A 21,914-nucleotide genomic window follows, 5' to 3' on the forward strand; every position below is an offset into this window, starting at 1 on the left:
GTGACCTGTTTCCAATGATTGCCGTTTCCGACCGTGTCCGTCCCTGATCCCGATCCCCGCCCGCTGCCACCGGAAGAACCCGGCCCCAACGAATGCTGCGGCAGTGGTTGCCCGCTGTGCGTGCTGGACCTGTATTCCGATGAGCTGCAGCGCTACCGCAAGGCGCTGGCCGAGTGGAAGACGCGGCATCCAGAGGCCGCACCATGAGCCGTGCACGCCCGGCGGCGGTGCTGGCGCTGGTGGCACTGGTGCTGTTCGTGGCCACCGCGCTGTGGACCCAGGTTGCGCGCAGTGATCTGGACTGGGTGCGGGCGACCTTGAGCCTGTACCTGCACGGGCCGTGGGGGCTGGCATTGCGCGCTGCCTACTGCCTGCTGGCGCTGGCCATTGCGGCGCTTGGCATTGCGCTGTATCGCGGCAGCATCGGCCCGCGGCGCAGTGCGGCCGCACCATTGCTGTTCACGGTTTCCGCGCTGGGCCTGGCGACGGTCGCCATCGGCGACAGCTGGCTGCCTGAAGCAACACCGCTGCTGGCACCGTTCATCCATGGGCTGGCAGCCAACACGGCGTTCCTGTGTGCCAGCGTCGGCATGCTGCTGCAGGCCTGGTATCTGCGCCGCGAACCGGGTTGGCAGTCCGCTGCGGGCCTGCTCTGGGGCTGGGCATGGCTGGCCTTTGTGCTGCTGTGGCTGCATGTGCTGTGGCGTGGTGGTCCACCGCGTGGGCTGGGACAGAAAGTGGTGATCGCGGTGATCGTTGGCTGGCTGCTGTATCTGGCGATGGCGCTGTACCGTCGCAGCCGTCGGGCCGCAGCCCACTGAATCCCCAACGGCCTGCGCCGGTACGTGCCGTGCACGCGGCGGCGGCGTATCGTGTGCGCATTCCATCGGGGATGCGATATGAAGCGTGCAGGGCTGGGCAGGGCAATGGGTGTGGTACTGGCGCTGGCCGCGCTGCCGGCAACGGCGGCCGTGACCCCGCAGCAGTTCAGCCATGGGCGGTTCGAGCAGATTCCGGTGCACATGCCATCCGGCACGCCGCAACGGGTGGTGATCTGGTTCCACGAACCCACGGCCGGTGGTGACACCAGCCGCCTGCCGATCGAGGCCCTGCGTGCCGATGGCGCGCTGGTCGCGGCAGTGGACATTGCGCACCTGCGCGGTGTGCTCAAGCGCGAGGGGGACCCGACCTGTTCGTTCGGTTCCGGTGACGTCGAGAATTTCTCACGTTGGCTGCAGGCCTCGCTGCATCTGCCCGGCTACCACCTGCCGCTGGTCGGCGGTGATGGCGAAGGTGCCGAGATGGCCTATTCGCTGGCAGCGCAGGCCGATACCCAGGTGTTCGCCGGTGTACTGACCACCGGCTTCTGCCCGGACCACAACCACCAGCGCATGGTCTGCGGCGATGGTGTGAAGCACGACAGGCTGCAGCCGGCCGAACTGAATTTTCCGTGGTTGAGCGCGGCCGGTGACCGCGGCTGCAAGGTCGGCCAGGCCAGCGCGTTCGTGCAGCAGGTCGCGATGGCACGCGAGTTCAAGCGCACCGCGCGCGGTGATGCGTCACCGGGCCTGGTGGCTGCGGCACGGGTGATCGGCGCGCAGGCCGGCGTCAGCCTGGCACCGCCGCCTGCTGCACTGAAGGGCCTGCCCGTGGTGGAAATGCCGGCGACCGGCAGCGGCGATACGCTGGCGGTGTTCGTCTCCGGTGACGGTGGCTGGGCTGGCCTGGACAAGAACGTGGCGTCGTCACTCAACGAGCATGGCGTGGCGGTCGTCGGCATCGATTCGCTGCGCTACTTCTGGAGCGAGCGCACACCGAAGGGCTTTGCGGGCGACCTGCAGAAGATCATCGACCACTACCGCCAGCAATGGCACCGCGACAAGGTGATGTTGATCGGTTTCTCGCAGGGCGCCGACGTGCTGCCGGCCACCATCAACCAGCTCGACGTCGGCACCCGTGAGGCGCTGGAGCGCATCGTGCTGCTGTCGGTGGGCAGGAAGGCCGACTTCGAATTCCATGTCAGCAACTGGCTGGGCGGTGGCGGCGACGGCCTGCCGATCGCACCGGAAGTGGCCAGGCTGCCGGCGGAAAAAACGCTGTGCGTGTACGGCGACAAGGATGAGGACGCGCTGTGCCCGGATCTGCCGGCCAATGACGGCGTGAGGAAGGTGAAGCTGCCGGGCGATCACCATTTCGGTGGCGATTACGACCGCCTCGCCGAAGTGATCCTGAAGGGCGGGGTGTAGCGTTTGGTAGACGCCGACCTTGGTCGGCGCCGGGGCTGAAGGCGCTGCGGGATGGGCGTGTCGACCAAGGTCGACACCTACCAGGCGCATGTAGCGTCGAGCCACGCTCGACGGCTGTTGGTAGACGCCGATCTTGGTCGGCGCTGGGGCTGAAGGCGCCGCGGGATGAGCGTGTCGACCAAGGTCGACACCTACCAGGCGCATGTAGCGTCGAGCCACGCCCGACGGCTGTTGGTAGACGCCGACCTTGGTCGGCGCCGGGGCTGAAGGTGCCGTGGAATGAGCGTGTCCACCAAGGTCGACACCTACCGGGTGGCAGGTAGCGCCGGGTCATGCCCGGCGGATCGCGGCTTCAATTCCGCCGCGGATCCAGCGAGATCAGGCGCGTGGCATCCAGCAGCGCGGCCGGCAGATGCATGCCGCCGGGCGCGGCGAGATAGCGCGGCCGCCACTGCGGATCGAACTTCGATTTGAAGCGGCGCAGGCCACTGAACCCGTAGAAGCGTTCGCCGTGCCGCGCCAGCAGACCGGCCAGTCGGTTCCAGCGACCGGCCAGCCGATGCTGTGCCAGCCCGGACAACGGTGCCATGCCCAGCGAGAAACGCGCATAGCCCTGCGCGCGGCCCCACAGGAACAGTTCGATGAAGAGGAAGTCCATCGTGCCCTTCGGTGCTTCGTTGACGTGGCGCATCAGGTCAACCGACAGCTCGGCGCCAGCCGGTGCCTGCCACAGGTTGGCGAACGCCACGATCTGGCCCTCGGCTTCGACCAGCGCCACCGGGAAGCGCACCAGGTAGTCCGGGTCGTAGCTGCCCAGCGAGAAGCCCTTCTCATCGCCGGCCTTGTCTTCCAGCCATGCGTTGGAAATTGCGTGCAGGCGCGGCAGCAGGTTGGGAATTTCCTCCACCGGTGCCACGCGGAATGACAGGCCACCGCGCTTGCCCCGGTTCCAGGCCTGGCGCAGATCGGCGCGTTCGCGGCCTTCCAGGCCGAAGTCATGCAGCGGCACCATCGCTTCCTCGCCCAGCTTGACCAGGCCCAGGCCCAGGTCGAGGTAGGTCTGCCAGTAGGTCTCGCCCACCTGGTAGAACACCGGGCGCAGGCCCAGCCGGTCGGCTTCCTCGCGGAAGCGCCAGATCAACGCGCGCGCCACGTCAGGCGGGCCGACTGGATCGCCCATCGCGATCAGCGAACCGCCGTAGCGCTGCATCATCACGAAGCCCTGTTTCGCGTCATCGCGCAGCACCGCCTTGTCGGCGGTCAGTACCAGGCAGGCCTGGGTATCGGTGGCACCGACCAGTACCGGCGCCAGTGATTGCAGCGTGGCCTCGTCGGCGGCTGGCAGCGGGCTGCGCGTGCTGTGCAGCAGCCGCGCCAGGCCGAACATCACCAGCGCGATGGCGACCACCAGCAACGCACGCAGTGCGCGCGGTGCATTGCCCGACACCGCGAACTGCCACCACAGCTCGTTCTGGTATTCGACATGACTGTAGGTGAAGAACAGCAGCCAGGTGACCGCAACCAGCACCAGGCCGAGATTGCGCAGCCACGGCCACGACCAGGCTTCGTCCAGCAGGGCACCCTGGCGGTAGAACTCGCGGCGTGCGGCCCACAGTGCCATCGCCACCAGCACTGCGGAAACTGCGATCAGCCATTGGCCACCACGCAGCCACAACGGCAGCGGGGTGACCACGCACACCACCATCGCCAGCATCCACGCCGCATGGCTGCGCCGGGCCAGGCCCTGGCCGATCAGCAGCAGCGCGACCCCGCTGAGGCTGCCGATCAGGTGCGAGGTTTCCAGGATCGGCAGCGAGGCGTTGACCAGGTGACGGCGCGGCGTCGGCAGCGTGCCGTCGATGACCAGCGCGGCGCCGATGCTGAACACCGCCAGCGCGATGATCTGCGGCAGCCACGGGCGCAGCGCGTTCCAGCCGGCGCGGGTTGCGCCGGCACTAGCCTGCAGCGGCTGACGCAGTGCCGGCGCGAGCGCGAGGAGCGTGGCCAGCACCAGCGGCAGTACGTAGTAGGTGACGCGGTAGATCAGCGCCGCCGCCAGCACCGCTGCCGGTGCCACCTGCGGCAACAGCTTCAGCAGGCTCCACTCGAACACACCCAGGCCCGCGGGCACGGTGGAGACCAGGCCGGCCAGCACTGCCACCAGGTAGAGCCCGACGAAGCCTGGCAGACCGGTGGGCGTGGAGTCCGGCAGCAGCACGTAGAACGCGGCACTGGCCAGCACCAGTTCGATCACGCTGAGCACGGTGACACCGATCATGGTGCGGCGGTCGGGCAGCCACAACGCATGACCGAATACGCTGAACTGCCGTCCATCGCGGCCGACCAGCAGCACCGTGGCGAGGTAGGCGAGCAACGCGACGATGCCGACGATACGTACCGCATTGGGATCCAGCGGCAGTGCCAAGGCTGCGGCAGCCGGTTCCATGCACAGCGCCACACTGATCAGCAGCCATGCACCGAACACGAAGCCGAGCGTGCTCATCAGCACCACCTGGCCGATCTGCGCCAGGTCCAGGCCGGCGCTGCGGTAGCCACGCAGGCGCACCGCGCCGCCGGTCAACGCGGCAAAACCCACGGTCTGGCCCAGCGTGTGCGCAAGGAAGGCGGTGATGCCGATGCGCGCGGGGTGCACGCGGATGCCGCTGCGACGCAGGCCGATGGCATCGAAACCGATCAGGCAGGCGTAACTGGCCAGGCCGAGTACCACGGTGAGCGCGATCTGCGTGCCGCTGAGCTGCCGGAACGCCTGGCGGATGGCGCGATAGCCGTGCTCGTCGAACTCGTTGGCCAGGCCGTGCAGGGCCAGGGCGAGGATCAGCAGGGGGATGACGATGGTGGCAACCCGCTTCCAGGTTGGCGTGGAAGAGGCAGTGGTGGAATCGACGGGGGCGGTCATCGGCGCAAGGGTGCGGCAGGAGGGGCGAGGGCGGTGTCAACGCGGGCGTGGCGCATCGTGCGCCTGTCATCGTCATTTGACCAGTGGGACCGTCGGAGTCCGGTAGTGACGTGTCGCGGAGGATGCCCGTGCACCCACCGTCGACCGGTTTGGAGGACAATGCAGGCCTGATCAACCGCAGGAGCCACGCCCATGATGGAGCGTTACGACGTCGGACCGCGCATGTCCGAAATGACCGTATACAACAAGGTCGCCTATCTCTCCGGCCAGATTCCGGAAGACACCAGCCAGGACATCACCGGCCAGACCCGGCAGGTGCTGGCAGAAATCGACAAGCTGCTGGCGTTGGTCGCCAGTGACCGCCAGCACGTGCTGCGCGCCGAGGTGTTCCTGGCCGACATGGCTGACTTCGACGGCATGAACAAGGCGTGGGATGAGTGGGTGGTCGAGGGTGCGACCCCGGCGCGTGCCACGGTCGAGGCCAAGCTGGCCCACGCTGACTGGAAGGTCGAGATCGTAGTGACGGCGGCGGTACCGTAACGGCAGGCAAGGTCAGGTCCCACCAGCGGAGGGTAGAGTCGACGGTTAGTCGACTATCGCGCGCAGCGCGGGGTTTTGCGCCGTCGGAACGAAGAGCAGTCGACAAACAGTCGACTCTACCCCGCCGCTCCACTGCCGGTTGGTCTGGTGGCTACGTTGGCACCAGCTCGATGCAGTCCACCGGGCACGGTGGAATGCACAGCTCGCAACCGGTGCACAGATCGGCAATGACCGTGTGCATGTACTTGGCGCCACCGACGATGGCATCCACCGGGCAGGCCTGGATGCACTTGGTGCAGCCGATGCAGTCGGCTTCCACGATCAATGCCACCTGCGGCGCCTTGTGCTCGCCGCGCGAACGATCAAACGGAATGGCGGGTACGTCCAGTACCTGCGCCAGTGCGCGCGCGCCAGCGTCGCCGCCCGGCGGGCAGCGGTCCACGCCTGCCTCGCCGCGCGCCATGGCCTGCGCGTACGGGCGGCAGCCGTCGTAGCCGCATTGCCCGCATTGGGTCTGCGGCAGCAGGCGGTCGAGGCGTTCGGTCAGGGGAGGAATCAGGCTCATGCGTGGCGAAGGCTGCGCGTTGGGGTTACTTCAAGGGTTTGCCACGGAACCAGCGCTCGTGGGCCAGCGCCAGCATCGGCTTGTCCTCGGAACTGTCACCGTAGGCATGGATGCGCACGTAGCGTGACAGATCGAACTGGCGGCGGATGTGCTCGACCTTGCGTGGGCCGCAGTCGCCACCGGCATAGCGACCTGTGAGACGGCCGTCCTGGCTCTCCAGCCGGTTGCAGATCAACTGCAGGCCCAGCTGTTCGCACCACGGCCGAAGATACAGGTCCAGCGAGCCGGACACGATCACCACGGTGTGCTGCTGTTCCTTGTGCCAGCGGATCTGCTCCAGCATTTCCGGGCGCACCACGTCGGGCAGGAACTCACGCGAGAAGCCGGCTGCCAGCGTGGCGATGTCATCGCTGTGGCGGTCGCTGAAGGTCAAACGGGTGACGCGCGCGCGGATGCGCTCGGCCGAGATCAGTTTCAGCTTGTATGCGGCCAGCCACGGGCCGACCTTCCACCACGCCTGCGCCAGCTGTTCGGCGGTGGCCACGCGGCGCAGGAAACGGCCATAGGTATCGCAGGTGGTCACGGTGTGGTCGAAGTCGAACAGCGCCAGTTCCATTCCGTTGCCTCCCATCGCGTTGCCCCGAGGCCGGTGCTGCCGGCGGGCGTGGCCGCAACCACGCCCGCTGCGGGCATCAGCGGACCGGCATGCCCGGCTGCGCGCCGCTGTCGGCGTCCAGCAGCGCCAGCGCGCCGCCGTCGAAACCGGCCGACAGGATCATGCCTTCGCTCAGGCCGAAGCGCATCTTGCGCGGGGCCAGGTTGGCGATGAACACCACACTGCGGCCGACCAGCTTCTCCGGCTCGCCGTAGCTGGCGCGGATGCCGGAGAAGATCTGGCGCTTGCCCAGCTCGCCGGCATCCAGTTCGAAGCGCAGCAGCTTGTCCGAGCCTTCCACGAACTCGCAGACCAGCACCTTGCCGATGCGCAGGTCGAGCTTGGCGAAATCGTCGATGCCGATGTAGGCCGGAGCATCGGCACCCTTGGCTTCGTCCTTGGCCGGTGCCGGTGCCGGTGCGGCCGGCTTGGCGGCGTCGGTCCTGGCGGCGGGGGCGGCAGCGGCGGCCGGCTGCAGGGTGTCCTTGGAGGCGTCGATCATGGCGTCAATCTTCTTCGGGTCGATACGGGTGAACAGCGGGGTGTACTCGGTGATGCGATGGCCCAGCAGCGGCTGCGCCAGTTCGGTCCAGTCGGTCACCGGCGCGGCCAGGAAGGCCTCGGCCTGCGCAGCGGTGGCCGGCAGCACCGGCTTCAAGGCGGTGACCAGCACGCGGAACAGGTTCAGGCCCTGGCTGCACACGGCCTGCAGCTGCGCGTCGGCGCCATCCTGCTTGGCGATCACCCACGGTTTGACGTCGTCGATGTAGCGGTTGGCTTCGTCGGCCAGGGTCATGGTCAGGCGGATCGCCGCGGCCGGATCGTTGCGCTCGTAGGCTTCACGGATCGGCGCCAGGCCGTCGACGAAGCGCTGGTACTGCGCCGCATCGGGCAGCTGTGCGGCCAGCTGGCCGTCGAAACGCTTGCTGATGAAGCCGGCGCAGCGGCTGGCCAGGTTGACGAACTTGCCGACCAGGTCGGCGTTGACGCGGGCGATGAAGTCACCCAGGTTCAGGTCGAGATCGTCGACGCCACCGCCGGACTTGGCGGCGTAGTAGTAGCGCAGCGCTTCCGGCTCCAGGCCGGCGTCGAGGAAGGTACGCGCCATCACGAAGGTGCCGCGCGATTTGCTCATCTTGGCGCCGTCTACGGTCAGGTAGCCGTTGACGTGCAGGCGGGTTGGCGCGCGGTGGCCGGTGCCATGCAGCACCGCCGGCCAGAACAGGCCGTGGAAGTTGACGATGTCCTTGCCGATGAAGTGGTGCAGCTCGGTGCTGGTACCGGCGCGCAGGTGCGCTTCGAAGTCCTCGCCGATCCTGCCGCACAGGGTCTGGAAGCTGGACAGGTAGCCGATCGGAGCATCCAGCCAGACGTAGAAGTACTTGCCCGGCTGGCCGGGAATCTGGAAACCGAAGTACGGTGCGTCGCGCGAGATGTCCCACGCGCGCAGGCCACCTTCGGCATTGAGCCACTCACCCAGCTTGGCCTTCACGCCCGGCAGGGCGACATCGCCGGCCAGCCATTCGCGCAGGAATGCATCGAAGTGGCCCACCTCGAAGAAGAAGTGCTCCGAATCGCGCATTTCCGGCGTGGCACCGGAGATGACCGAACGCGGCTCCTTCAGGTCGGTCGGCGCATAGGTGGCGCCGCAGACTTCGCAGTTGTCGCCGTACTGGTCGGGGCTGCCGCAGTTCGGGCAGATGCCCTTGACGTAGCGGTCGGGCAGGAACATGCCCTTGGCCGGGTCGTAGAACTGCGCCACCGAGCGGCGGCTGATGTGGCCGGCCGCTTCCAGCTTCAGGTAGAACTGCTCGGTCAGCGCCTTGTTGGCCGCCGAATTGGTCGAGTCGTAGTGATCGAAGGCCACGCCGAAGGCGGCGAAGTCACGTTCGTGACTGGCCTGGATGTTGGCGATGAAGGTTTCCGGGGTGACCCCGGCCTTTTCCGCGGCCAGCATGATCGGCGTGCCGTGGGTGTCGTCGGCGCAGACGAACCAGGCCTTGCCGCCACTCATTCGCCGCGCACGCACCCAGATGTCGGCCTGGATGTAGCCGACCAGGTGGCCCAGATGCAGCGGGCCGTTGGCGTAGGGCAGGGCGGTGGTGACGAGCGCGGTACGGGTCATGGTCGCGGGGTGAAGCCGAGGGGAACCGCAGAGTATCGCATGCCCGCAACGACGTGACCCGGCCGAAGCCGGGTCACGGGGATGAAGCGGGGCCTGGGGGCTTACTCGCGCTGCCAGGTCTGCGCGCGGCAGATGAAGGCAATGCAGCCGGACACGTCCAGCTTGGTGCCGCCGGGCTGCAGTTCCATCTTCGACTTGTAGGTCTTGCCGTTGGCCGGGTCGAGGATGGTGCCGCCGGACCACTTGTTGGCGCCGTCGGCCTTCAGGTTCCAGAGAATGGTCATGCCCTTCACCGGCTTGTTCTTGTTGGCGCCTTCACAGCCGTCGCAGACCGGGTTCGGGCCCTTGTCCGAGTGCAGGATGTCGACCACCTTGCCGGTCAGCGTGCCGTTGGCGGCCTGGCTGATCTCGACGATCGACTTCACCTTGCCGGTTTTGTCGTCGATGGTCTTCCAGCGGCCGGCGGCGCCGTCGGCGGCCTGTGCCGACAGGGCGGCCAGGCACAGCGGCAGTGCCAGCAGCAGGGTCTTGAAGGTGTTGCGCATGGTCCCCTCCCAGGGTTCATTCCGGCACGCTGCCGGTATGGGTCGACTGTATACCCATTCGGCGGGGTATGGGGAAGGGGGGGCTTTGCAGGGCTGCGCCCTGCACCTGCGGGGGCAACAGCAACTGCAACAGCAACAGCGGGCTATCCGTGGGATGGCGGGGTGGGGGGGGGGGGGGGGGGGGGGGGGGGGGGGGCGGGCGGCGGGGGGGGGGGGGGGGGGGGCGGGGGCCGCCCCCCCCCCCCCCCCCCCCCCCCCCCCCCCCTTCGACAGGTCTCCGCGATCTGTTGGAATGCCACGGCCTGCTCTTGGTGGGTGTCGACCTTGGTCGACACGTAGATCCACGCCATGCGTGGATGGGCCTCCGCGATTGAAAATCGCTCACGCGATCTCGTACAGCTCCAGCGGCAGGTCGTCGGGGTCGGCGAAGAAGGTGAAGCGGCGGCCGGTGTATTCGTCCACGCGGATCGGTTCGCACACCACGCCATGCGCGGCCAGGCGCTGGATGAAGGGTTCCAGCCGGACGACGCGGAACGCGAGGTGGCGCAGGCCCTGGGCTTCCGGGCGGCTGGGACGGGGCGGCGGCGAGGGGAAGGAGAACAGTTCCAGCTGGCCACCGTCGGGCAGGGCCAGGTCCAGCTTCCAGGAATCGCGCGCGGCACGGTGGTTCTCGGCCAGCACGCGCAGGCCGAGGATGCGCACGTAGAAGTCCTTCGAGCGTGCGTAGTCGCTGCAGATCAGTGCGGCGTGGTGGATGCCCAGCAGGGCGTCGGCATCGCGGCTCATTGCAGGGTGTCCAGCCAGCGCTGGGCGATCTTCAGCGCCAGCGGATAGGGTTCGGGGTCGTTGCGGTTGGTCAGCACGATCACGGTCAGGTGCTTCTCCGGGTGGCGCACGATTACGTTGCGGAAGCCGATGCTCTCGCCGCTGTGCCATTGCACCGGGCCATTCAGGCGCCAGCCGAAGCCGTAGTGCGGCACGTCCGGTTCGGGTGTTGCGGTGGCCGGGCTGAACATCGCGCGGCGCGAGGCTTTCGACAGCAGGTGGTCGTCATACAGCGCCGCATCCCAGCGGGCCAGGTCGTCCAGCGAGGAATAGATGCCGCCATCGCCGAGCACGGCGCTGGTGGTGCTCTGGTCGGTGCGTTGCCAACGGCCATCGATCCAGCTGTAGCCATAGGCGCGTGCAGCGACCGTGTCCTCGCCGTCCTGGTGGGCCACGGTATGCGCCATGCCCAGCGGGCGGAAGATGCGCTGCTGCAGAAAGCTCGCGAAATCCTGGCCGGAGGCGCGGCCGACGATCATTGCCAGCAGTGCATAGCCGCTGTTGCTGTAGCGGTACTGCGTGCCCGGTGCGAAGTTCAGCCGGTCCTGGCGCGACAGCAGGGCCAGCACATCGGCATCGTGTACCTGCCGTGTGTCAGCCGGGTCCATCAGGTCTTCGTAGTCGAGCAGGCCGCTGGTGTGCGAGAGCAGCTGGCGGATCGTGATGGCCGCTGCAGCCGGCGGCAACTCGGGCAGCCACTGCCGGGCCGGCTGGTCGAGCCCAAGCCGGCCATCCTCCACCAGCAGCAGCACCGCCGCAGCGGTGAACTGCTTGCTGACCGAGGCCAGCCGGAAGTTGCTGGCCGCGGTGACCGTGGTGCCGTCCTCCAGCACCGCCAGGCCGTAGCCGCGGCGGAACACCGGTTGCCCGTCATGCAGCACCAGCACAGCGGCGCCGGGCACCTGGCCGTCGTAGGCCTGCATCAGGCCGTCGATGCCCGCATCCGGTGGGGTCAGCACCGGTGCGGCGGAGGTGGCCAGCGGCAGCAGGCCCAGCACGGCGGCGAACAGGACGACGGCAGGGCGCATGGCGGCTCCGGAGGGGTCAGGGTGAAGGCGCGGGTGTGGCGCTGGCCGGCTGCGCCATCCAGCGCTCCATCTTGCGGTCCAGCACGTCCAGCGGCATCGAGCCATCCTTCAGCAGTTCGGCGTGGAAGCGGCGCAGGTCGAAGGCGGCACCCTGGCGTGCCTTGGCCTTGTCGCGCAGGGCGACAATGGTGGTCAGGCCGGCCACGTTGGACAGCGCCTGGCCGGGCTGGGCCATGATCCGCTCGACTTCGGCGTTGGCGTCATCGCTGCTCATGTCCACGGTCTTCTGCAGGTAGGCCACGGCCTGCTGCTTGCTCCAGCCCTGGGCGTTCACGCCGGTGTCGGCCACCACGCGGGCAGCGCGCAGCAGGCGCGAATACAGGTAGCCGATGCGGTCGTAGGGATCGGTGTAGATGCCCAGGTTCTCACCCAGTGTTTCGGCATACAGGCCCCAGCCTTCGACGAAGGCGAGATCGCCACCCAGGCGGCGGAAGCGCGGCAGCTTGGCCAGCTCCTGCTGCAGGCCCAGTTGCACGTGGTGGCCGGGGATCGCTTCATGCAGGTACTGCACCGGCACGTTCCAGCGCTTGCGGCTGGGCAGGTCGCGGGTGTTCACGTACAGCACGCCCGGTTGCCCGGCCGCAGACGGCTGGTAGGCCGCTGCTGCGGCGGTCAGTGCACGCTCCGGTTCCACCGCGCGCACGTCCAGCGTGGACTTGGGCAGGGTATCGAGCACCTGCGGCAGGCGTGCGTTGACCTGCTGCTGCACCTGGCGATAGCGGTTGATCAACGCATTGGCGTCGCCGTACTGGAACTGGCGGTCGTTACGCATGCTGCGCAGCAGCTTGGCCGGCGTGCCGCGCAGCTTGGCGTCCTTCATCACCGTGGCGATCTGCGCCTGCAGTTCCTGCACGCGCTGTTCGCCCAGCGCGTGCAGCTGCGCGGCGGTCTGGTCGCTGGCCGTGGTCTGCACGATCAGGTTGGCGTACCAGGCCTGGCCATCGGGCAGTGCGCCCAGGCCGCTGCTGGTGCGCGAGGCGGGCAGGTATTCGGTGGCGATGAAACCGCGCAGGGCACGATAGGCCGGCATGATGCGCAGTTCGATCATGCGCTTGTATTCGGCGCTGATGCGGGCCTTGTCCTCGGCCGCGATGGTGTTCGGCATGGTGCGGATCGGCGACCAGAAGATGCTCTCTTCGGCGGTCGGCTTGATCACTGCATCCAGCTGCGGCAGCACTTTTTCCATCAGGTCGCGTGGCTGCACCACGCCGGCCTTCATGCCCTGGCGCATGTTGTCGATGGCCTGGTCGAACAGCTCGGGAATGCCGAGCGAACGGCGCGACCAGGTGTCGTAGTCCTGTACGGTGTTGAACGGCTGCGCGCCGGCACCTGCACCGAGGATCGCCATGATGCTGCCGACGTTGTAGTACTGGCTGATCGGCATCATCCAGCTCGGGTAGCGCTCGGCGGCCAGCGAAGCGCGCGCGTCGCGCACGAAGATCTCGTAGCTGAGCAGGTCCTGGCCCTGCAGGCCGTCGCTGCCGAGTTTCTCGACCTTGCCCAGCCACTCGGTGGTGAAGTCGTGCGATTGCTGGCGCCACGCGGCGGACAGGATGTTGGGCAGCTGGTCGTTGTAGCGGGCCTCGCCCTGGAAGGTTGCCTGCAGCGGATTCAACCGCATCGAGGCATCCCAGTATTCGTCATACAGGCGCTCCAGCTGCACCTGCTTGGGTACGGCGCGGGCCGGTGCGACCGGACGCGGCGTGGCGCGGCGCGCCGAACTGCCACGGGCCGGCGCGGTAGCGCGGGCAGGCCGGGCCTTGGGCTTGGCGGCCTGGCGGGTCTGCGCGGCGGCAGGGCGGCTGGCCTTCTTTTTCGCTGCTTCGGCCGACGGCACGGCGCTGAACAGGAACAACGCGGCGATGGCGGCGGCCAGGGCGCGGGTGGGATGCGGCATCAGGAGCTTCCGTGGAACACAGACCGTGGAGCTTGCACGATCCGGCCGCGTACGGCCAGCGTGAAGGCGCAGTCAGCTTTTTGCTGCTGGGGCTTCAGTCAGCCGCAGCGGCGGCGCGCAACGATGCGGCTCGCTCGGCACCCAGATAGCGGGTGATGGCACGCCGCATCAGGTACAGCATCGGAATCAGGGCGATCGCAAAGCCCATCTTGTAGATGTAGTTGACGCTGCTGACGGCCAGGAACAGCGAGGTCGGCCAGTGCTGCGGTCCGAGCACGAAGGCGATCCAGATCACCACGAAGCTGTCCACCACCTGCGAGATCGCGGTGGACCCGGTCGCACGCAGCCACACGTGGCGTTCTCCGGTGGCCTGGCGGATGCGATGGAACACCGCCACGTCGATCAGCTGGCCGAGCAGGAAGGCCACCAGCGAGCCGGCGATGGTCCACATGCCCTGGCCGAACACCGCTGCGAATGCCGCCTGGTAGTCGGGCACGCCGTGGCCATCCATCGACGTGACCCACCAGCTGGCCGGCGCCAGCGAAATGGCCGCGAAGGCGAACAGGAAGCCGTAGCCGATCAGCACCACCGCCAGCCACGAGATGAAGCGCACGCCGCGCTTGCCGAAGAACTCGTTGATGGTGTCGGTCATGATGAACACGACCGGCCACAACAGGGTGCCGGCGGTGAAGCTGAGCGAGCCGGTCTGGCCGAACAGGTTCCAGTTCAGCGGAGCGATGCCCAGGGTGTCTTCCAGCGCGAAGATCTTCACCCCGATCAGCTCGGCCAGCACCGCATTGCCGCAGAAGAACGCGGCCAGCACGATGAACAGCAGGACCGCGCGGTCCTGCAGCGGGCGCTCGATCGGCGCCGGGGTCATTCGGTGCGTTCGCCGGCACGGGTGAACGGCACGCTGGACGGCGCCACGGCACCGCCGGAAATGATGAAGCTCATGGCCTGGTCGACGGTCCAGTCGGTCGGCGTCAGCAGTTCCACCGGCACGATTTCCAGGTAGCCCGAGGTCGGGTTCGGCGTGGTTGGCACATACACCGCGGCCAGCTCACGGTCGGTGCCGTGTTCCTTGATCACGCGGGTGACCAGGCCGACCGATTTCATGTCGCGGTGCGGGAAGTCGATCAGCACCACGCGCTGGGTGCTGCCCGGCTCGGTCTGCAGCATGTCCAGCAGCTTCTTGGCGCTGTCGTAGATGATGCTGGCCAGCGGAATGCGCTTGATGACCGCGCCCACCCAGCGCAGCAGGCGCTGACCGAGCACGCGGCGGCTGGCCACGCCCACCGCCAGGATCACCAGCAGGGTGGCCAGCAGGGCGATGGTGTCCTGGATCCATTCGGCGCGGACCCAGCCGAGGTAGTGCGGGAAGCTTGTCGCGATCTGCTCGGACAGCGGTACCACCAAGGGGCTGGAAATGCCCGACAGCAGCACGAACACGAACTTGACCACGACCCAGGTCAGCCAGATCGGCAGCAGGGTGAGCAGGCCGGTCAGGAACAGGCGCTGCAGGGAGGGGCGGGGGACCAGGGCGGGGGCTTCGAGCGACATGTGCGCATTGTAGCGGTCACTGTCGGTCGATTACGCTGGTGGATCGACTGCGGCAACGAGCCATGGAAGGGAAGCTGTGTTGAAGATTCTGCGCGGACTGGGCTGGACCCTGGCGGGCCTGCTGCTGTTGACCATCGTGGTGTGGTGCGCCTCACGCATGTGGCCGGTGCCGGAATCGCGGTTGCAGGCGCAGCAACGGCTGGAAGCGCGGCTGCCGGCGAGCGGGCGCAACGGTTATGCCCTGTTGTGGACGCTGCCGTTCGACGATCTGGATGCCGGCCAGCGCGAGCAGGCGTTGGCCGAGGACGTGCGCCGTTGGGAGGCCGACCTGCGGGGCAGCAGCGGCGCCCAGACACACCTGGTGGCCAACCATGCCGAGCTGCGCTCGCGGCCCGGTGCCAGTTGCGGGCCGGCCGCCAGCGGCTGCCTCGCCCAGGTCCGCGCGGACCCGCAACGCTTCGTGGAGGCCCACGCCGGCCACCAGCAGTTGCATGCGCGGCTGGATCAGCTGGCCGAAGCGGACTACTTCATGTCGCCGTTCCCGCCGAAGGGCGAGGGCGTTCTGGTTCCGTTGCCGACCTATGGCGTGGTGATGGACGCCACCAGTGCACGCGCGCTGGCGTACGTGCAGGGCGATATCGACGGTGCCCTGCGAGGTGCCTGCCGTGGCTTGCAACTGGGCCGGCGGCTGTTGCCCGGCAGCAGCTATCTGGTCGAGAGCATCATCGGTGCCAGCCTGGTGCAGGCCAATGCCCAGCTGCTGGCCGACATGCTGGTCGAACTGCCGGCCGACCACCCCTTGCCGGCGGAGTGCGAACAGGCCATGCAGCCGCTGCGGGCCGAGGAACAGAGCCTGTGCCGTGCCATGCAGGGTGAGTACGCGATGAGCCGGGCGGCGATCGAGACATCGGCGCGGGAGTTCGGCGGCGTGCTGGTGCTGGATCGCAGCAGCACCCTGGCCCGCGCGGCCGGCAATCTTGGCTGGGCCTGTGGCGCGGCAGCCACATCGGCGCTGGAAGCGGATCGCCCGTTGCCAGTGCCGGCGCCACCGCAGCATGACTTCGGCTGCCTGTCGAACGTCATGGGCTGCGTGCTGACCGATATCGCCGCGCCGATCTATCCTGCCTATTCGTCACGGCCACAGGATGCCGCGGCGATGGTGCGGCTGCTGGGGGCGCAGCGTTGGCTGCGGCAGCAGACGGATGATCCGGTGGACGCACTGCAGCGGCTGCCGGTGCAGTTCCGCTCGCCGGTGCGGGCGCCGCAGCTGTCGGCCGACGGCCGCCACCTGCAGGTGCCGCGTCGCTCTCCAGCGCGCAGCGCTGAAGAGAACCCGTGGCTGTCGGTGCCGTTGCAGAAGGAATCGGCTTCGACTGCTGCGGGACGCGACTGATGCGCGCTCAGCGTGCGTGTGGCTTCAACCGCAGGTAGACCTGCTTGCGCACCTGGGCGACCACCTCACCGCTTTCATCGACGACATCATTGCTGAACCATCTCAGCACTTTGTCACCAGCGGCGGCTTCGGCGCGCAGTTCGTCCAGCAGTGCGTCATCGATGCGGAACGACGTACGTACGGTGCCTCTGCCGGGCTTGAGGAAATCGATGGCGCCGGCACGGTCCCACACGTAGTAGTCGCGGCCAAGGATATGCAGCAGGCCGAGCATCCAGAACGGATCGGTCATCGCGAACAGGCTGCCGCCGAAATGCGTGCCGACGTAGTTGCGGTTCCAGGGCCGCATGCGCAGTTCGACGTCGATCTGCCGGTAGTCCGGCGAGACCCGGGTGACGTGGATGCCGGTGAACAGGAACGGCGGCCAGAGATTGATACCGAAGCGGAACAGGCGGGCGTTCATGCGGGTCCGGGGGCGCAGGGCGAGGCGCCCAGTCTAACCATTCGCATGCGTATGTTGCACCCCGGGCGGCGAGGGTCACGCCTCGCCGTCGATGACATACCCGTCGCGGCCGTTGGCCTTGGCCTGGTACAACGCGGTGTCGGCGCCTTCGACGAAATGGTGTGGTTGCAGCGTGCCGTCGGGTACGCGGGTGAACACGCCGATGGTGAGGGTGACGCCTGCTTCGCTGCCGTCACCGGGCGCCGGCAGTGCGCGCACGCAGGCGATCAGGTCCTCGATGACCTGGCGCGCGCCCTCGGCCGGGGTATCGGGCAGCACCAGTGCGAACTCGTCGCCACCGTAGCGCGCGGCCATGTCGCGAGGGCGTCGCGCATGCGCACCGATCAGGCGTGCAACATCGCGCAGCACGCGGTCGCCGACCTGATGGCCGTGGCGGTCGTTGTGGCGCTTGAAATGGTCAACGTCGATCAGTGCGAGGCTCAAGGACTTGCCACTGCGTCGCGCGGCATCGCATTCCTGTTGCAGCGACTGCTCGAAACGCAGGCGATTGCCGAGACCGGTCAGCGCATCGCGGTTGGCCAGGCGGTGCCAGGCCGAGACGCGCCAGGTCGCCCAGGCCAGCAGCACCAGCAGGATGCCCAGCATGGCGCTGGCCGGTGCCCACCACAGGTCACCGGCGCGCAACAGCAGCCAGCTCAGCAGCGGTGGAAGCGGCAGCGAGCACAGCGCCGCGAGCCATGGCAGGCGCAGGCCGAGCAGGATCACGCACAGTGCCACCAGGACGCCACTGATGGCGTGCTGCCCGAGGCGGGGCAGCAGGTCGATCTGCTTGTGCTGCAGCAGCATCGAAGCGATGTTGGCCTGGTACTCGCTGCCGCTCATCCAGAACTCGCGGGTGGTCGGGGTCAGCAGCCGCGGTGCGATGCCGCTGGCGGTCATGCCCACCACGATGCGGCGGCCGTGCAGCATCGCCATGTCCACGTGACCATCCAGCACATCGGCATAGGACACCTGCGGCAGGCGTTCGGGCGGTCCGGCATAACGCACCCGCACGTAGTCGTTGCGCCGCCATTGATAGGGCGAACCGATCTCCGGGTCGGGGTCGGGCAGGCCGTGCACCGCGCCCGCCGGCAGGTCGGCCAGCGCCAGGCCCAGTGCTGGCCAGTGGGCCTGGCCGATGCCGGCACGCAGGTACACGCCGCGCGCGACACCATCGCCATCCACTTCCACATCGGTGTGGCCGATCGCTGCGGCACTGGCCGCGATCTGCGGAATCGGCAGCATTTCCTCGGCCATGCGGTCGCCGGCGGCCGGTGCCGCGAGTACCGGCAGCACCACCCGGCCGTTGCGGCGTATCGCGGCGGCCAGTTCATCGTCCTGGCGGCTGTCGCGACGATCAGGTTCGGACAGCATCAGGTCCAGTGCGACGCGCTCGGCACCGGCATCGGTCAGCCGGTCGAGCAGGCGGGCATGGATCGAGCGGGGCCAGGGCCATTGGCCGATGCGCTGCAGGCTGCCCTCGTCGATGGCCACGATCAGCACGCTGGGGTCGGGGCGGTAGTCCCAGTTGCCGACCATGGCGTCGTAGGCCGCTTCGTCCTGTCGCCACAGCCACTGGCCCTGGCTGGCGATCACCGTCAGCACCCCGGCCAGCAGTGCCAGCAGGATCCGCTTCGGCCACGGCAGCGGCGAGCGCCTCATAACAACAGCAACAGCAGCAGGGCGCCACCACCGGCGCCGTAGCACAGGCGGCAGGGCAGCTTGATCTGCTGGGCCGGTGAGTACTCACCCGCATGACCATCGTCGTCGATGTACTGCACACGCACATGCAGGGTGCCGCTCCACGGCCGCTTGAAGCTGACCTGCGGCTCGCTCACGGTCTGGTCGACCAGGGGCGCCCTGAAGTCGCCACGACGGTCCACCTGCACCCGGTACTGCTGGCCTTCGCTGCCGGCCTGCCAGCGCAGGGTCAGTTCGCCATGCGCGGCCTCAGGCGGCTGCAGGGCAGGGTCGACCGGTTCATTGCTCAGTTGCAGGGGCAGGGCCTGGCCGTAGCGGCCCTGATGGCCGTTGCCGTCGCGCGACGCCACCCGCCAGAAGTACTCGCCGGGCGGCAGCGGCTGCGCCAGGCGCAGGTCGGTACCTGGGGTGCTCTGTTCCTGTAGTGGCTGCACGAAGCTCGGCTCGGTGGCGATCTGCAGCACGCTGCTGCGCGCGCCCGGCGCCTGGCTCCAACGGAAGCGCGGGCGGTCACTGTTGACGGTCTGCCCATGCAGGGGGGCCACGGTGAGCGGCGGCGGGGGCTGGTCGCTGAGTTCGAAATCGGCGCTGGCGTCGAGGCCTTCCACGCCCTGTGCATCCACCGCGCGCAACAGGATGCGCAGCTGGCCAGGGGGCAGGTCACCGATCGCCAGCCGGGTGTCGGCGGTGGTGGCGGCAAACAGCAGGATTTCCGGCGTCGCTGCCTGTACAACTTCCACGCGGTAGCGCGCGGCGCCGTCGACGGGGTCCCAGGCAAGCAGGGTCGGCAGGGGCGCCAGGCGCACCTCGTCGCTACGCAGCTGCGGCGCTGGAAGAAGGGCGGAGACAGCGTCCGGTGCGGCATCGGCGCTGCTGCTGCGGCTGGCCTGTCCAGGCTGGACCAGGCGCTTGCCGTGGGTGTTGCCGACCTGCACCTTGCCCTGCAGTACTTCGGTGGCAGCCACCTGGCCGGTGTCACCGGCGCTGACCCGGAAGACGGTGCCGCGCACGCTGCTGGTCGCCGTAGGTGCATCGATGATGTAGCGCGAGGCCGGGCCACGGGCAGGTGTCACCCGATTGCTGGCGCGGCCCTGCTGCAGGCGCAGGCGGGTATCGACCATGCCGGTGTGGCCGTAGCGGCTGAGCTGGTCCAGGCGCAGCCGGGAGTACTCGCGCAGCTGCAGGCGCGAGGCGTCAGCGAATTCAAGCGTGACGCTGGAGTCGCCTTCGGTCTGCACGGTGTCACCGATGCGAAGTTGTTCCCCGGCGACTATCGCGCGCGAGGCACTGCCATCGGCGCCTGACAGTTCGACCTTGCCGCGCACCGACAACACGCGGGCAGGTGCCGGTTCGATGCGCAGCCAGCTGATCGGGAAGCGCAGCAGCTGCCCCGGTGGCAGCTGGTAGGGGTTGTCGATGCGGTTGTGCTGTTGCAGCTGCTGCCAGCGCACCGAGGGCTTGAGGTACAGGCCTCCCAGATCCCACAGGGTATCGCCGGGACGGACCCGGTAGTTCCAGTCCTGGGCGGCGGCCATGGCCGGCAGGAAGAGAAGAGCGCAGAGCAGCGCGCCCTGGAAGCGCATGGCGAACGACAGCGAGCGGACGAAGGTCACAGTTTGCAATCCCGGCAATGCGGGGGCGCAGCTGCAAGACCCCATGGCCCCGACCTCATCCCCCCGAACGGATCGTGGCGACCGTACGGCCGCCATCCCGCGCATTATTGCCCGCGTTCAGTGCAGGGATTCTGAACGAAGTGGGTTCCCGTTCAGAACAGCAGGGAGGCCATCCGGCGGCGGTACTGGCCGACCAGGTCCTCGTCGGAGATCACATTGAAGGCGTCGATCAGGGCCTTGCGCGGCAGTCCGTCCTCGAACGTGCGGTCGATCCGCAGCATTTCCAGGAACTGGGCCAGCGCGGCTTCGTCGTGGCCACCGAGCAGCAGCTGTACGCCACGCAGGTGGCGTGCCTTGAGGTCCTTGCCATCGGCGGCGATGCGCGCGTCCAGCACTTCGGCGGCCGGGGCGTCCTTCAGGGCCGAGGCGAAGGCCAGCCGGGCGCGTGCACGCACGGCACGGTCGTCGGTGGCCAGGTTGGCGGGCAGGCCATCGATCAGCAGACCGGCTTCATCCACGCCACCGATCTGCAGCAGGGCCAGCGCCAGGTCGAGCTTCAGCTCGTCCTTGTCCGGCTCGGCGGCGATCTGCGCGCGCAGCACGTCCACCTGCGCCTGCGGGTCCAGCGGCGCTTCGTCTTCGGCGACGGCGTCGCCGATGTCGGCCGGCACGATGCCGTGCTGGGCCAGGAATTCACGCAGCTGGCCTTCCGGGATGGCCCCCGGGAAGCCGTCCACCAGCTGGCCGCCCTTGACCAGGAACACGGTCGGCACCGAGCGGATCTGGAAGGCGGCGGCGATCTGCTGTTCCTTGTCGACGTCGACCTTGGCCAGTTCGAAGGCGCCGTTGTACTCGACAGCCAGCTTTTCCAGCATCGGCCCGAGGGTCTTGCACGGCCCGCACCAGGTGGCCCAGAAGTCGACCAGCACCGGCGTCTGCAGCGACTTCTGCAGGACTTCGGCCTCGAAGGTCGCAGTGGTGGCGTCGAATACGTAGGTCGTCTCGGTCATGGGGGAAAGCATCGTTTGGCGTCTGGAGACTGATTCTATGGTGACGATCGATGCCGGTCTCAACCCGGGTTGTAGTAAATGCCTGACAATGCCGCCTTCCTGTCGCCGTCCTTTCCGGAGCCTGCATGTCGTCCCTGTCCCCGTTGCTGCGCCTGTCCGGTCTGGTCGCCGCACTGCTGTTCGTGCTGGCGGTGCTCGGTTTCGGCGCCGGCCTGGAAGGCTACGCACAGGCTCGCCACCCGGTGGCGTTGCTGGGAGCACAGGGGGTGCCGCATGCGCTGGCCTTCAATCTGCTGGGCTTCGTGCTGCCGGGCCTGCTGGCGGTGGTTGTGGCCGAGTGCCTGCGCCGTGGGCTGCCGGCAACCGCCGGCTGGGCGCCCCGGGTGGGCAGCCAGATGCTGCTGCTGGCCGGGTTGGCGTTCGCCGCGATGGGGCTGCTGCCGCTGGATGTGGATGACCTGCACGGGCCGGCCAGCCAGCTGCATGCCAGCGCCTGGATGATCTGGGTGCTGGGTTTCGTTGCCGGGACCCTGTTGCTGGGCACGTCGCAGTTGCGCCAGGCGCATGGCCGCGCGCTGGGCGCAGTGGCGCTCGCCTGTGGCGTACTGGCCGCGCTGGCGGCGTTTGCCCTGCAGGGCGTGTTGGCGGCGCCGCTGGCACAACGGCTTGCGTTCGCCTGCTGGACGGCCTGGCTGGCCCTGGCCCTGCCGTTGTCGCGGCCGCGCTGAGACCGGC

At 68.2% G+C, this 21,914-nt stretch carries 20 protein-coding genes; 6 read left to right on the forward strand and 14 right to left on the reverse strand.

Annotation, left to right across the window (positions count from 1 at the left end):
- Positions 1 to 33 precede the first annotated feature (33 nt).
- From V3B64_RS08195 to V3B64_RS08205, 3 genes are all read left to right on the forward strand, one after another.
- Positions 34 to 207 carry an oxidoreductase-like domain-containing protein gene (locus V3B64_RS08195; protein WP_049398321.1) on the forward strand — a complete coding sequence of 58 codons (174 nt, stop codon included), beginning with the start codon at positions 34 to 36 and terminating at the stop codon, positions 205 to 207.
- Positions 204 to 821 carry a DUF998 domain-containing protein gene (locus V3B64_RS08200; protein WP_032130397.1) on the forward strand — a complete coding sequence of 206 codons (618 nt, stop codon included), beginning with the start codon at positions 204 to 206 and terminating at the stop codon, positions 819 to 821. The genes V3B64_RS08195 and V3B64_RS08200 overlap by 4 nt, the downstream gene beginning before the upstream one ends.
- Before the next feature lie 78 nt (positions 822 to 899).
- Complete coding sequence (locus V3B64_RS08205; protein ID WP_275943022.1) at positions 900 to 2,246, forward strand: AcvB/VirJ family lysyl-phosphatidylglycerol hydrolase; 1,347 nt, start codon at positions 900 to 902, stop codon at positions 2,244 to 2,246.
- Between the two features lie 352 nt (positions 2,247 to 2,598).
- Here the strand turns inward: V3B64_RS08205 and mprF are convergent, their stop codons facing one another.
- Positions 2,599 to 5,163: a bifunctional lysylphosphatidylglycerol flippase/synthetase MprF gene (mprF, locus tag V3B64_RS08210; RefSeq protein WP_329913926.1), complete on the reverse strand. Its 2,565-nt coding sequence runs from the start codon at positions 5,161 to 5,163 to the stop codon at positions 2,599 to 2,601.
- 192 nt (positions 5,164 to 5,355) lie between these two features.
- Here mprF and V3B64_RS08215 point away from each other — a divergent pair, with 192 nt between their 5' ends.
- Positions 5,356 to 5,703, forward strand: coding sequence for a RidA family protein (locus V3B64_RS08215; RefSeq protein ID WP_005410556.1), 348 nt, complete (start codon positions 5,356 to 5,358; stop codon positions 5,701 to 5,703).
- A gap of 151 nt (positions 5,704 to 5,854) precedes the next feature.
- Here the strand turns inward: V3B64_RS08215 and rnfB are convergent, their stop codons facing one another.
- The 9 genes from rnfB to V3B64_RS08260 all read right to left on the reverse strand — a co-directional run bounded on the left by rnfB (position 5,855) and on the right by V3B64_RS08260 (position 14,963).
- A complete protein-coding gene (gene rnfB / locus V3B64_RS08220; RefSeq protein WP_080291848.1) occupies positions 5,855 to 6,268 on the reverse strand; it encodes an Rnf electron transport complex subunit RnfB in 414 nt (137 codons plus the stop codon).
- 25 nt (positions 6,269 to 6,293) lie between these two features.
- Positions 6,294 to 6,884: an HAD family hydrolase gene (locus V3B64_RS08225; RefSeq protein ID WP_049463206.1), complete on the reverse strand. Its 591-nt coding sequence runs from the start codon at positions 6,882 to 6,884 to the stop codon at positions 6,294 to 6,296.
- Positions 6,885 to 6,960: 76 nt separating this feature from the next.
- Entirely contained in the window at positions 6,961 to 9,048 is a 2,088-nt protein-coding gene (gene metG / locus V3B64_RS08230; protein ID WP_329913927.1) for a methionine--tRNA ligase, read from the reverse strand.
- A 101-nt stretch (positions 9,049 to 9,149) separates the two neighbouring features.
- A complete protein-coding gene (locus V3B64_RS08235) occupies positions 9,150 to 9,593 on the reverse strand; it encodes a DUF2147 domain-containing protein (protein WP_032130402.1) in 444 nt (147 codons plus the stop codon).
- 381 nt (positions 9,594 to 9,974) lie between these two features.
- A complete protein-coding gene (locus tag V3B64_RS08240; RefSeq protein WP_329913928.1) occupies positions 9,975 to 10,379 on the reverse strand; it encodes a VOC family protein in 405 nt (134 codons plus the stop codon).
- Positions 10,376 to 11,446 carry a serine hydrolase domain-containing protein gene (locus V3B64_RS08245; protein ID WP_329913929.1) on the reverse strand — a complete coding sequence of 357 codons (1,071 nt, stop codon included), beginning with the start codon at positions 11,444 to 11,446 and terminating at the stop codon, positions 10,376 to 10,378. The genes V3B64_RS08240 and V3B64_RS08245 overlap by 4 nt, the downstream gene beginning before the upstream one ends.
- A 16-nt stretch (positions 11,447 to 11,462) precedes the next feature.
- Positions 11,463 to 13,403 carry a DUF885 family protein gene (locus V3B64_RS08250; RefSeq protein WP_071228705.1) on the reverse strand — a complete coding sequence of 647 codons (1,941 nt, stop codon included), beginning with the start codon at positions 13,401 to 13,403 and terminating at the stop codon, positions 11,463 to 11,465.
- A gap of 94 nt (positions 13,404 to 13,497) precedes the next feature.
- Positions 13,498 to 14,283 carry a queuosine precursor transporter gene (locus V3B64_RS08255; protein WP_329913930.1) on the reverse strand — a complete coding sequence of 262 codons (786 nt, stop codon included), beginning with the start codon at positions 14,281 to 14,283 and terminating at the stop codon, positions 13,498 to 13,500.
- Positions 14,280 to 14,963, reverse strand: a complete 684-nt coding sequence (locus V3B64_RS08260) for a DUF502 domain-containing protein (RefSeq protein WP_054172268.1) — start codon at positions 14,961 to 14,963, stop codon at positions 14,280 to 14,282. Before V3B64_RS08260 ends, V3B64_RS08255 begins: the two co-directional genes overlap by 4 nt.
- A gap of 76 nt (positions 14,964 to 15,039) precedes the next feature.
- Here V3B64_RS08260 and V3B64_RS08265 point away from each other — a divergent pair, with 76 nt between their 5' ends.
- On the forward strand, positions 15,040 to 16,356 hold the full coding sequence (locus V3B64_RS08265; protein ID WP_329913931.1) for a hypothetical protein: 1,317 nt from the start codon (positions 15,040 to 15,042) through the stop codon (positions 16,354 to 16,356).
- A 7-nt stretch (positions 16,357 to 16,363) separates the two neighbouring features.
- Here the strand turns inward: V3B64_RS08265 and V3B64_RS08270 are convergent, their stop codons facing one another.
- The 4 genes from V3B64_RS08270 to trxA form a co-directional block, all read right to left on the reverse strand.
- Positions 16,364 to 16,816: a DUF4442 domain-containing protein gene (locus V3B64_RS08270; RefSeq protein ID WP_032128978.1), complete on the reverse strand. Its 453-nt coding sequence runs from the start codon at positions 16,814 to 16,816 to the stop codon at positions 16,364 to 16,366.
- Between the two features lie 75 nt (positions 16,817 to 16,891).
- Complete coding sequence (locus V3B64_RS08275) at positions 16,892 to 18,517, reverse strand: CHASE2 domain-containing protein (protein WP_032128979.1); 1,626 nt, start codon at positions 18,515 to 18,517, stop codon at positions 16,892 to 16,894.
- On the reverse strand, positions 18,514 to 20,214 hold the full coding sequence (locus V3B64_RS08280; RefSeq protein WP_329913932.1) for a FecR domain-containing protein: 1,701 nt from the start codon (positions 20,212 to 20,214) through the stop codon (positions 18,514 to 18,516). Before V3B64_RS08280 ends, V3B64_RS08275 begins: the two co-directional genes overlap by 4 nt.
- A gap of 107 nt (positions 20,215 to 20,321) precedes the next feature.
- Positions 20,322 to 21,179, reverse strand: coding sequence for a thioredoxin (trxA, locus tag V3B64_RS08285; protein ID WP_049398690.1), 858 nt, complete (start codon positions 21,177 to 21,179; stop codon positions 20,322 to 20,324).
- Positions 21,180 to 21,304: 125 nt separating this feature from the next.
- Between trxA and V3B64_RS08290 the strand changes: the two genes are divergently transcribed.
- A complete protein-coding gene (locus tag V3B64_RS08290) occupies positions 21,305 to 21,907 on the forward strand; it encodes a DUF998 domain-containing protein (protein ID WP_049463216.1) in 603 nt (200 codons plus the stop codon).
- Positions 21,908 to 21,914: the final 7 nt, after the last annotated feature.

This window comes from Stenotrophomonas sp. SMYL86 (genome assembly GCF_036320025.1).
Taxonomy (GTDB): domain Bacteria; phylum Pseudomonadota; class Gammaproteobacteria; order Xanthomonadales; family Xanthomonadaceae; genus Stenotrophomonas; species Stenotrophomonas maltophilia_A.

Excerpts from the sequence above, each read along its gene's own strand:
- V3B64_RS08200 (WP_032130397.1), top strand. The coding sequence starts at position 204 with ATGAGCCGTGCACGCCCGGCGGCGGTGCTGGCGCTGGTGGCACTGGTG.
- V3B64_RS08205 (WP_275943022.1), top strand. The coding sequence starts at position 900 with ATGAAGCGTGCAGGGCTGGGCAGGGCAATGGGTGTGGTACTGGCGCTG.
- mprF (WP_329913926.1), bottom strand. The coding sequence starts at position 5,163 with ATGACCGCCCCCGTCGATTCCACCACTGCCTCTTCCACGCCAACCTGG.
- V3B64_RS08215 (WP_005410556.1), top strand. The coding sequence starts at position 5,356 with ATGATGGAGCGTTACGACGTCGGACCGCGCATGTCCGAAATGACCGTA.
- rnfB (WP_080291848.1), bottom strand. The coding sequence starts at position 6,268 with ATGAGCCTGATTCCTCCCCTGACCGAACGCCTCGACCGCCTGCTGCCG.
- V3B64_RS08225 (WP_049463206.1), bottom strand. The coding sequence starts at position 6,884 with ATGGAACTGGCGCTGTTCGACTTCGACCACACCGTGACCACCTGCGAT.
- metG (WP_329913927.1), bottom strand. The coding sequence starts at position 9,048 with ATGACCCGTACCGCGCTCGTCACCACCGCCCTGCCCTACGCCAACGGC.
- V3B64_RS08235 (WP_032130402.1), bottom strand. The coding sequence starts at position 9,593 with ATGCGCAACACCTTCAAGACCCTGCTGCTGGCACTGCCGCTGTGCCTG.
- V3B64_RS08240 (WP_329913928.1), bottom strand. The coding sequence starts at position 10,379 with ATGAGCCGCGATGCCGACGCCCTGCTGGGCATCCACCACGCCGCACTG.
- V3B64_RS08245 (WP_329913929.1), bottom strand. The coding sequence starts at position 11,446 with ATGCGCCCTGCCGTCGTCCTGTTCGCCGCCGTGCTGGGCCTGCTGCCG.
- V3B64_RS08250 (WP_071228705.1), bottom strand. The coding sequence starts at position 13,403 with ATGCCGCATCCCACCCGCGCCCTGGCCGCCGCCATCGCCGCGTTGTTC.
- V3B64_RS08255 (WP_329913930.1), bottom strand. The coding sequence starts at position 14,283 with ATGACCCCGGCGCCGATCGAGCGCCCGCTGCAGGACCGCGCGGTCCTG.
- V3B64_RS08260 (WP_054172268.1), bottom strand. The coding sequence starts at position 14,963 with ATGTCGCTCGAAGCCCCCGCCCTGGTCCCCCGCCCCTCCCTGCAGCGC.
- V3B64_RS08270 (WP_032128978.1), bottom strand. The coding sequence starts at position 16,816 with ATGAACGCCCGCCTGTTCCGCTTCGGTATCAATCTCTGGCCGCCGTTC.
- V3B64_RS08275 (WP_032128979.1), bottom strand. The coding sequence starts at position 18,517 with ATGAGGCGCTCGCCGCTGCCGTGGCCGAAGCGGATCCTGCTGGCACTG.
- V3B64_RS08280 (WP_329913932.1), bottom strand. The coding sequence starts at position 20,214 with ATGGGGTCTTGCAGCTGCGCCCCCGCATTGCCGGGATTGCAAACTGTG.
- trxA (WP_049398690.1), bottom strand. The coding sequence starts at position 21,179 with ATGACCGAGACGACCTACGTATTCGACGCCACCACTGCGACCTTCGAG.
- V3B64_RS08290 (WP_049463216.1), top strand. The coding sequence starts at position 21,305 with ATGTCGTCCCTGTCCCCGTTGCTGCGCCTGTCCGGTCTGGTCGCCGCA.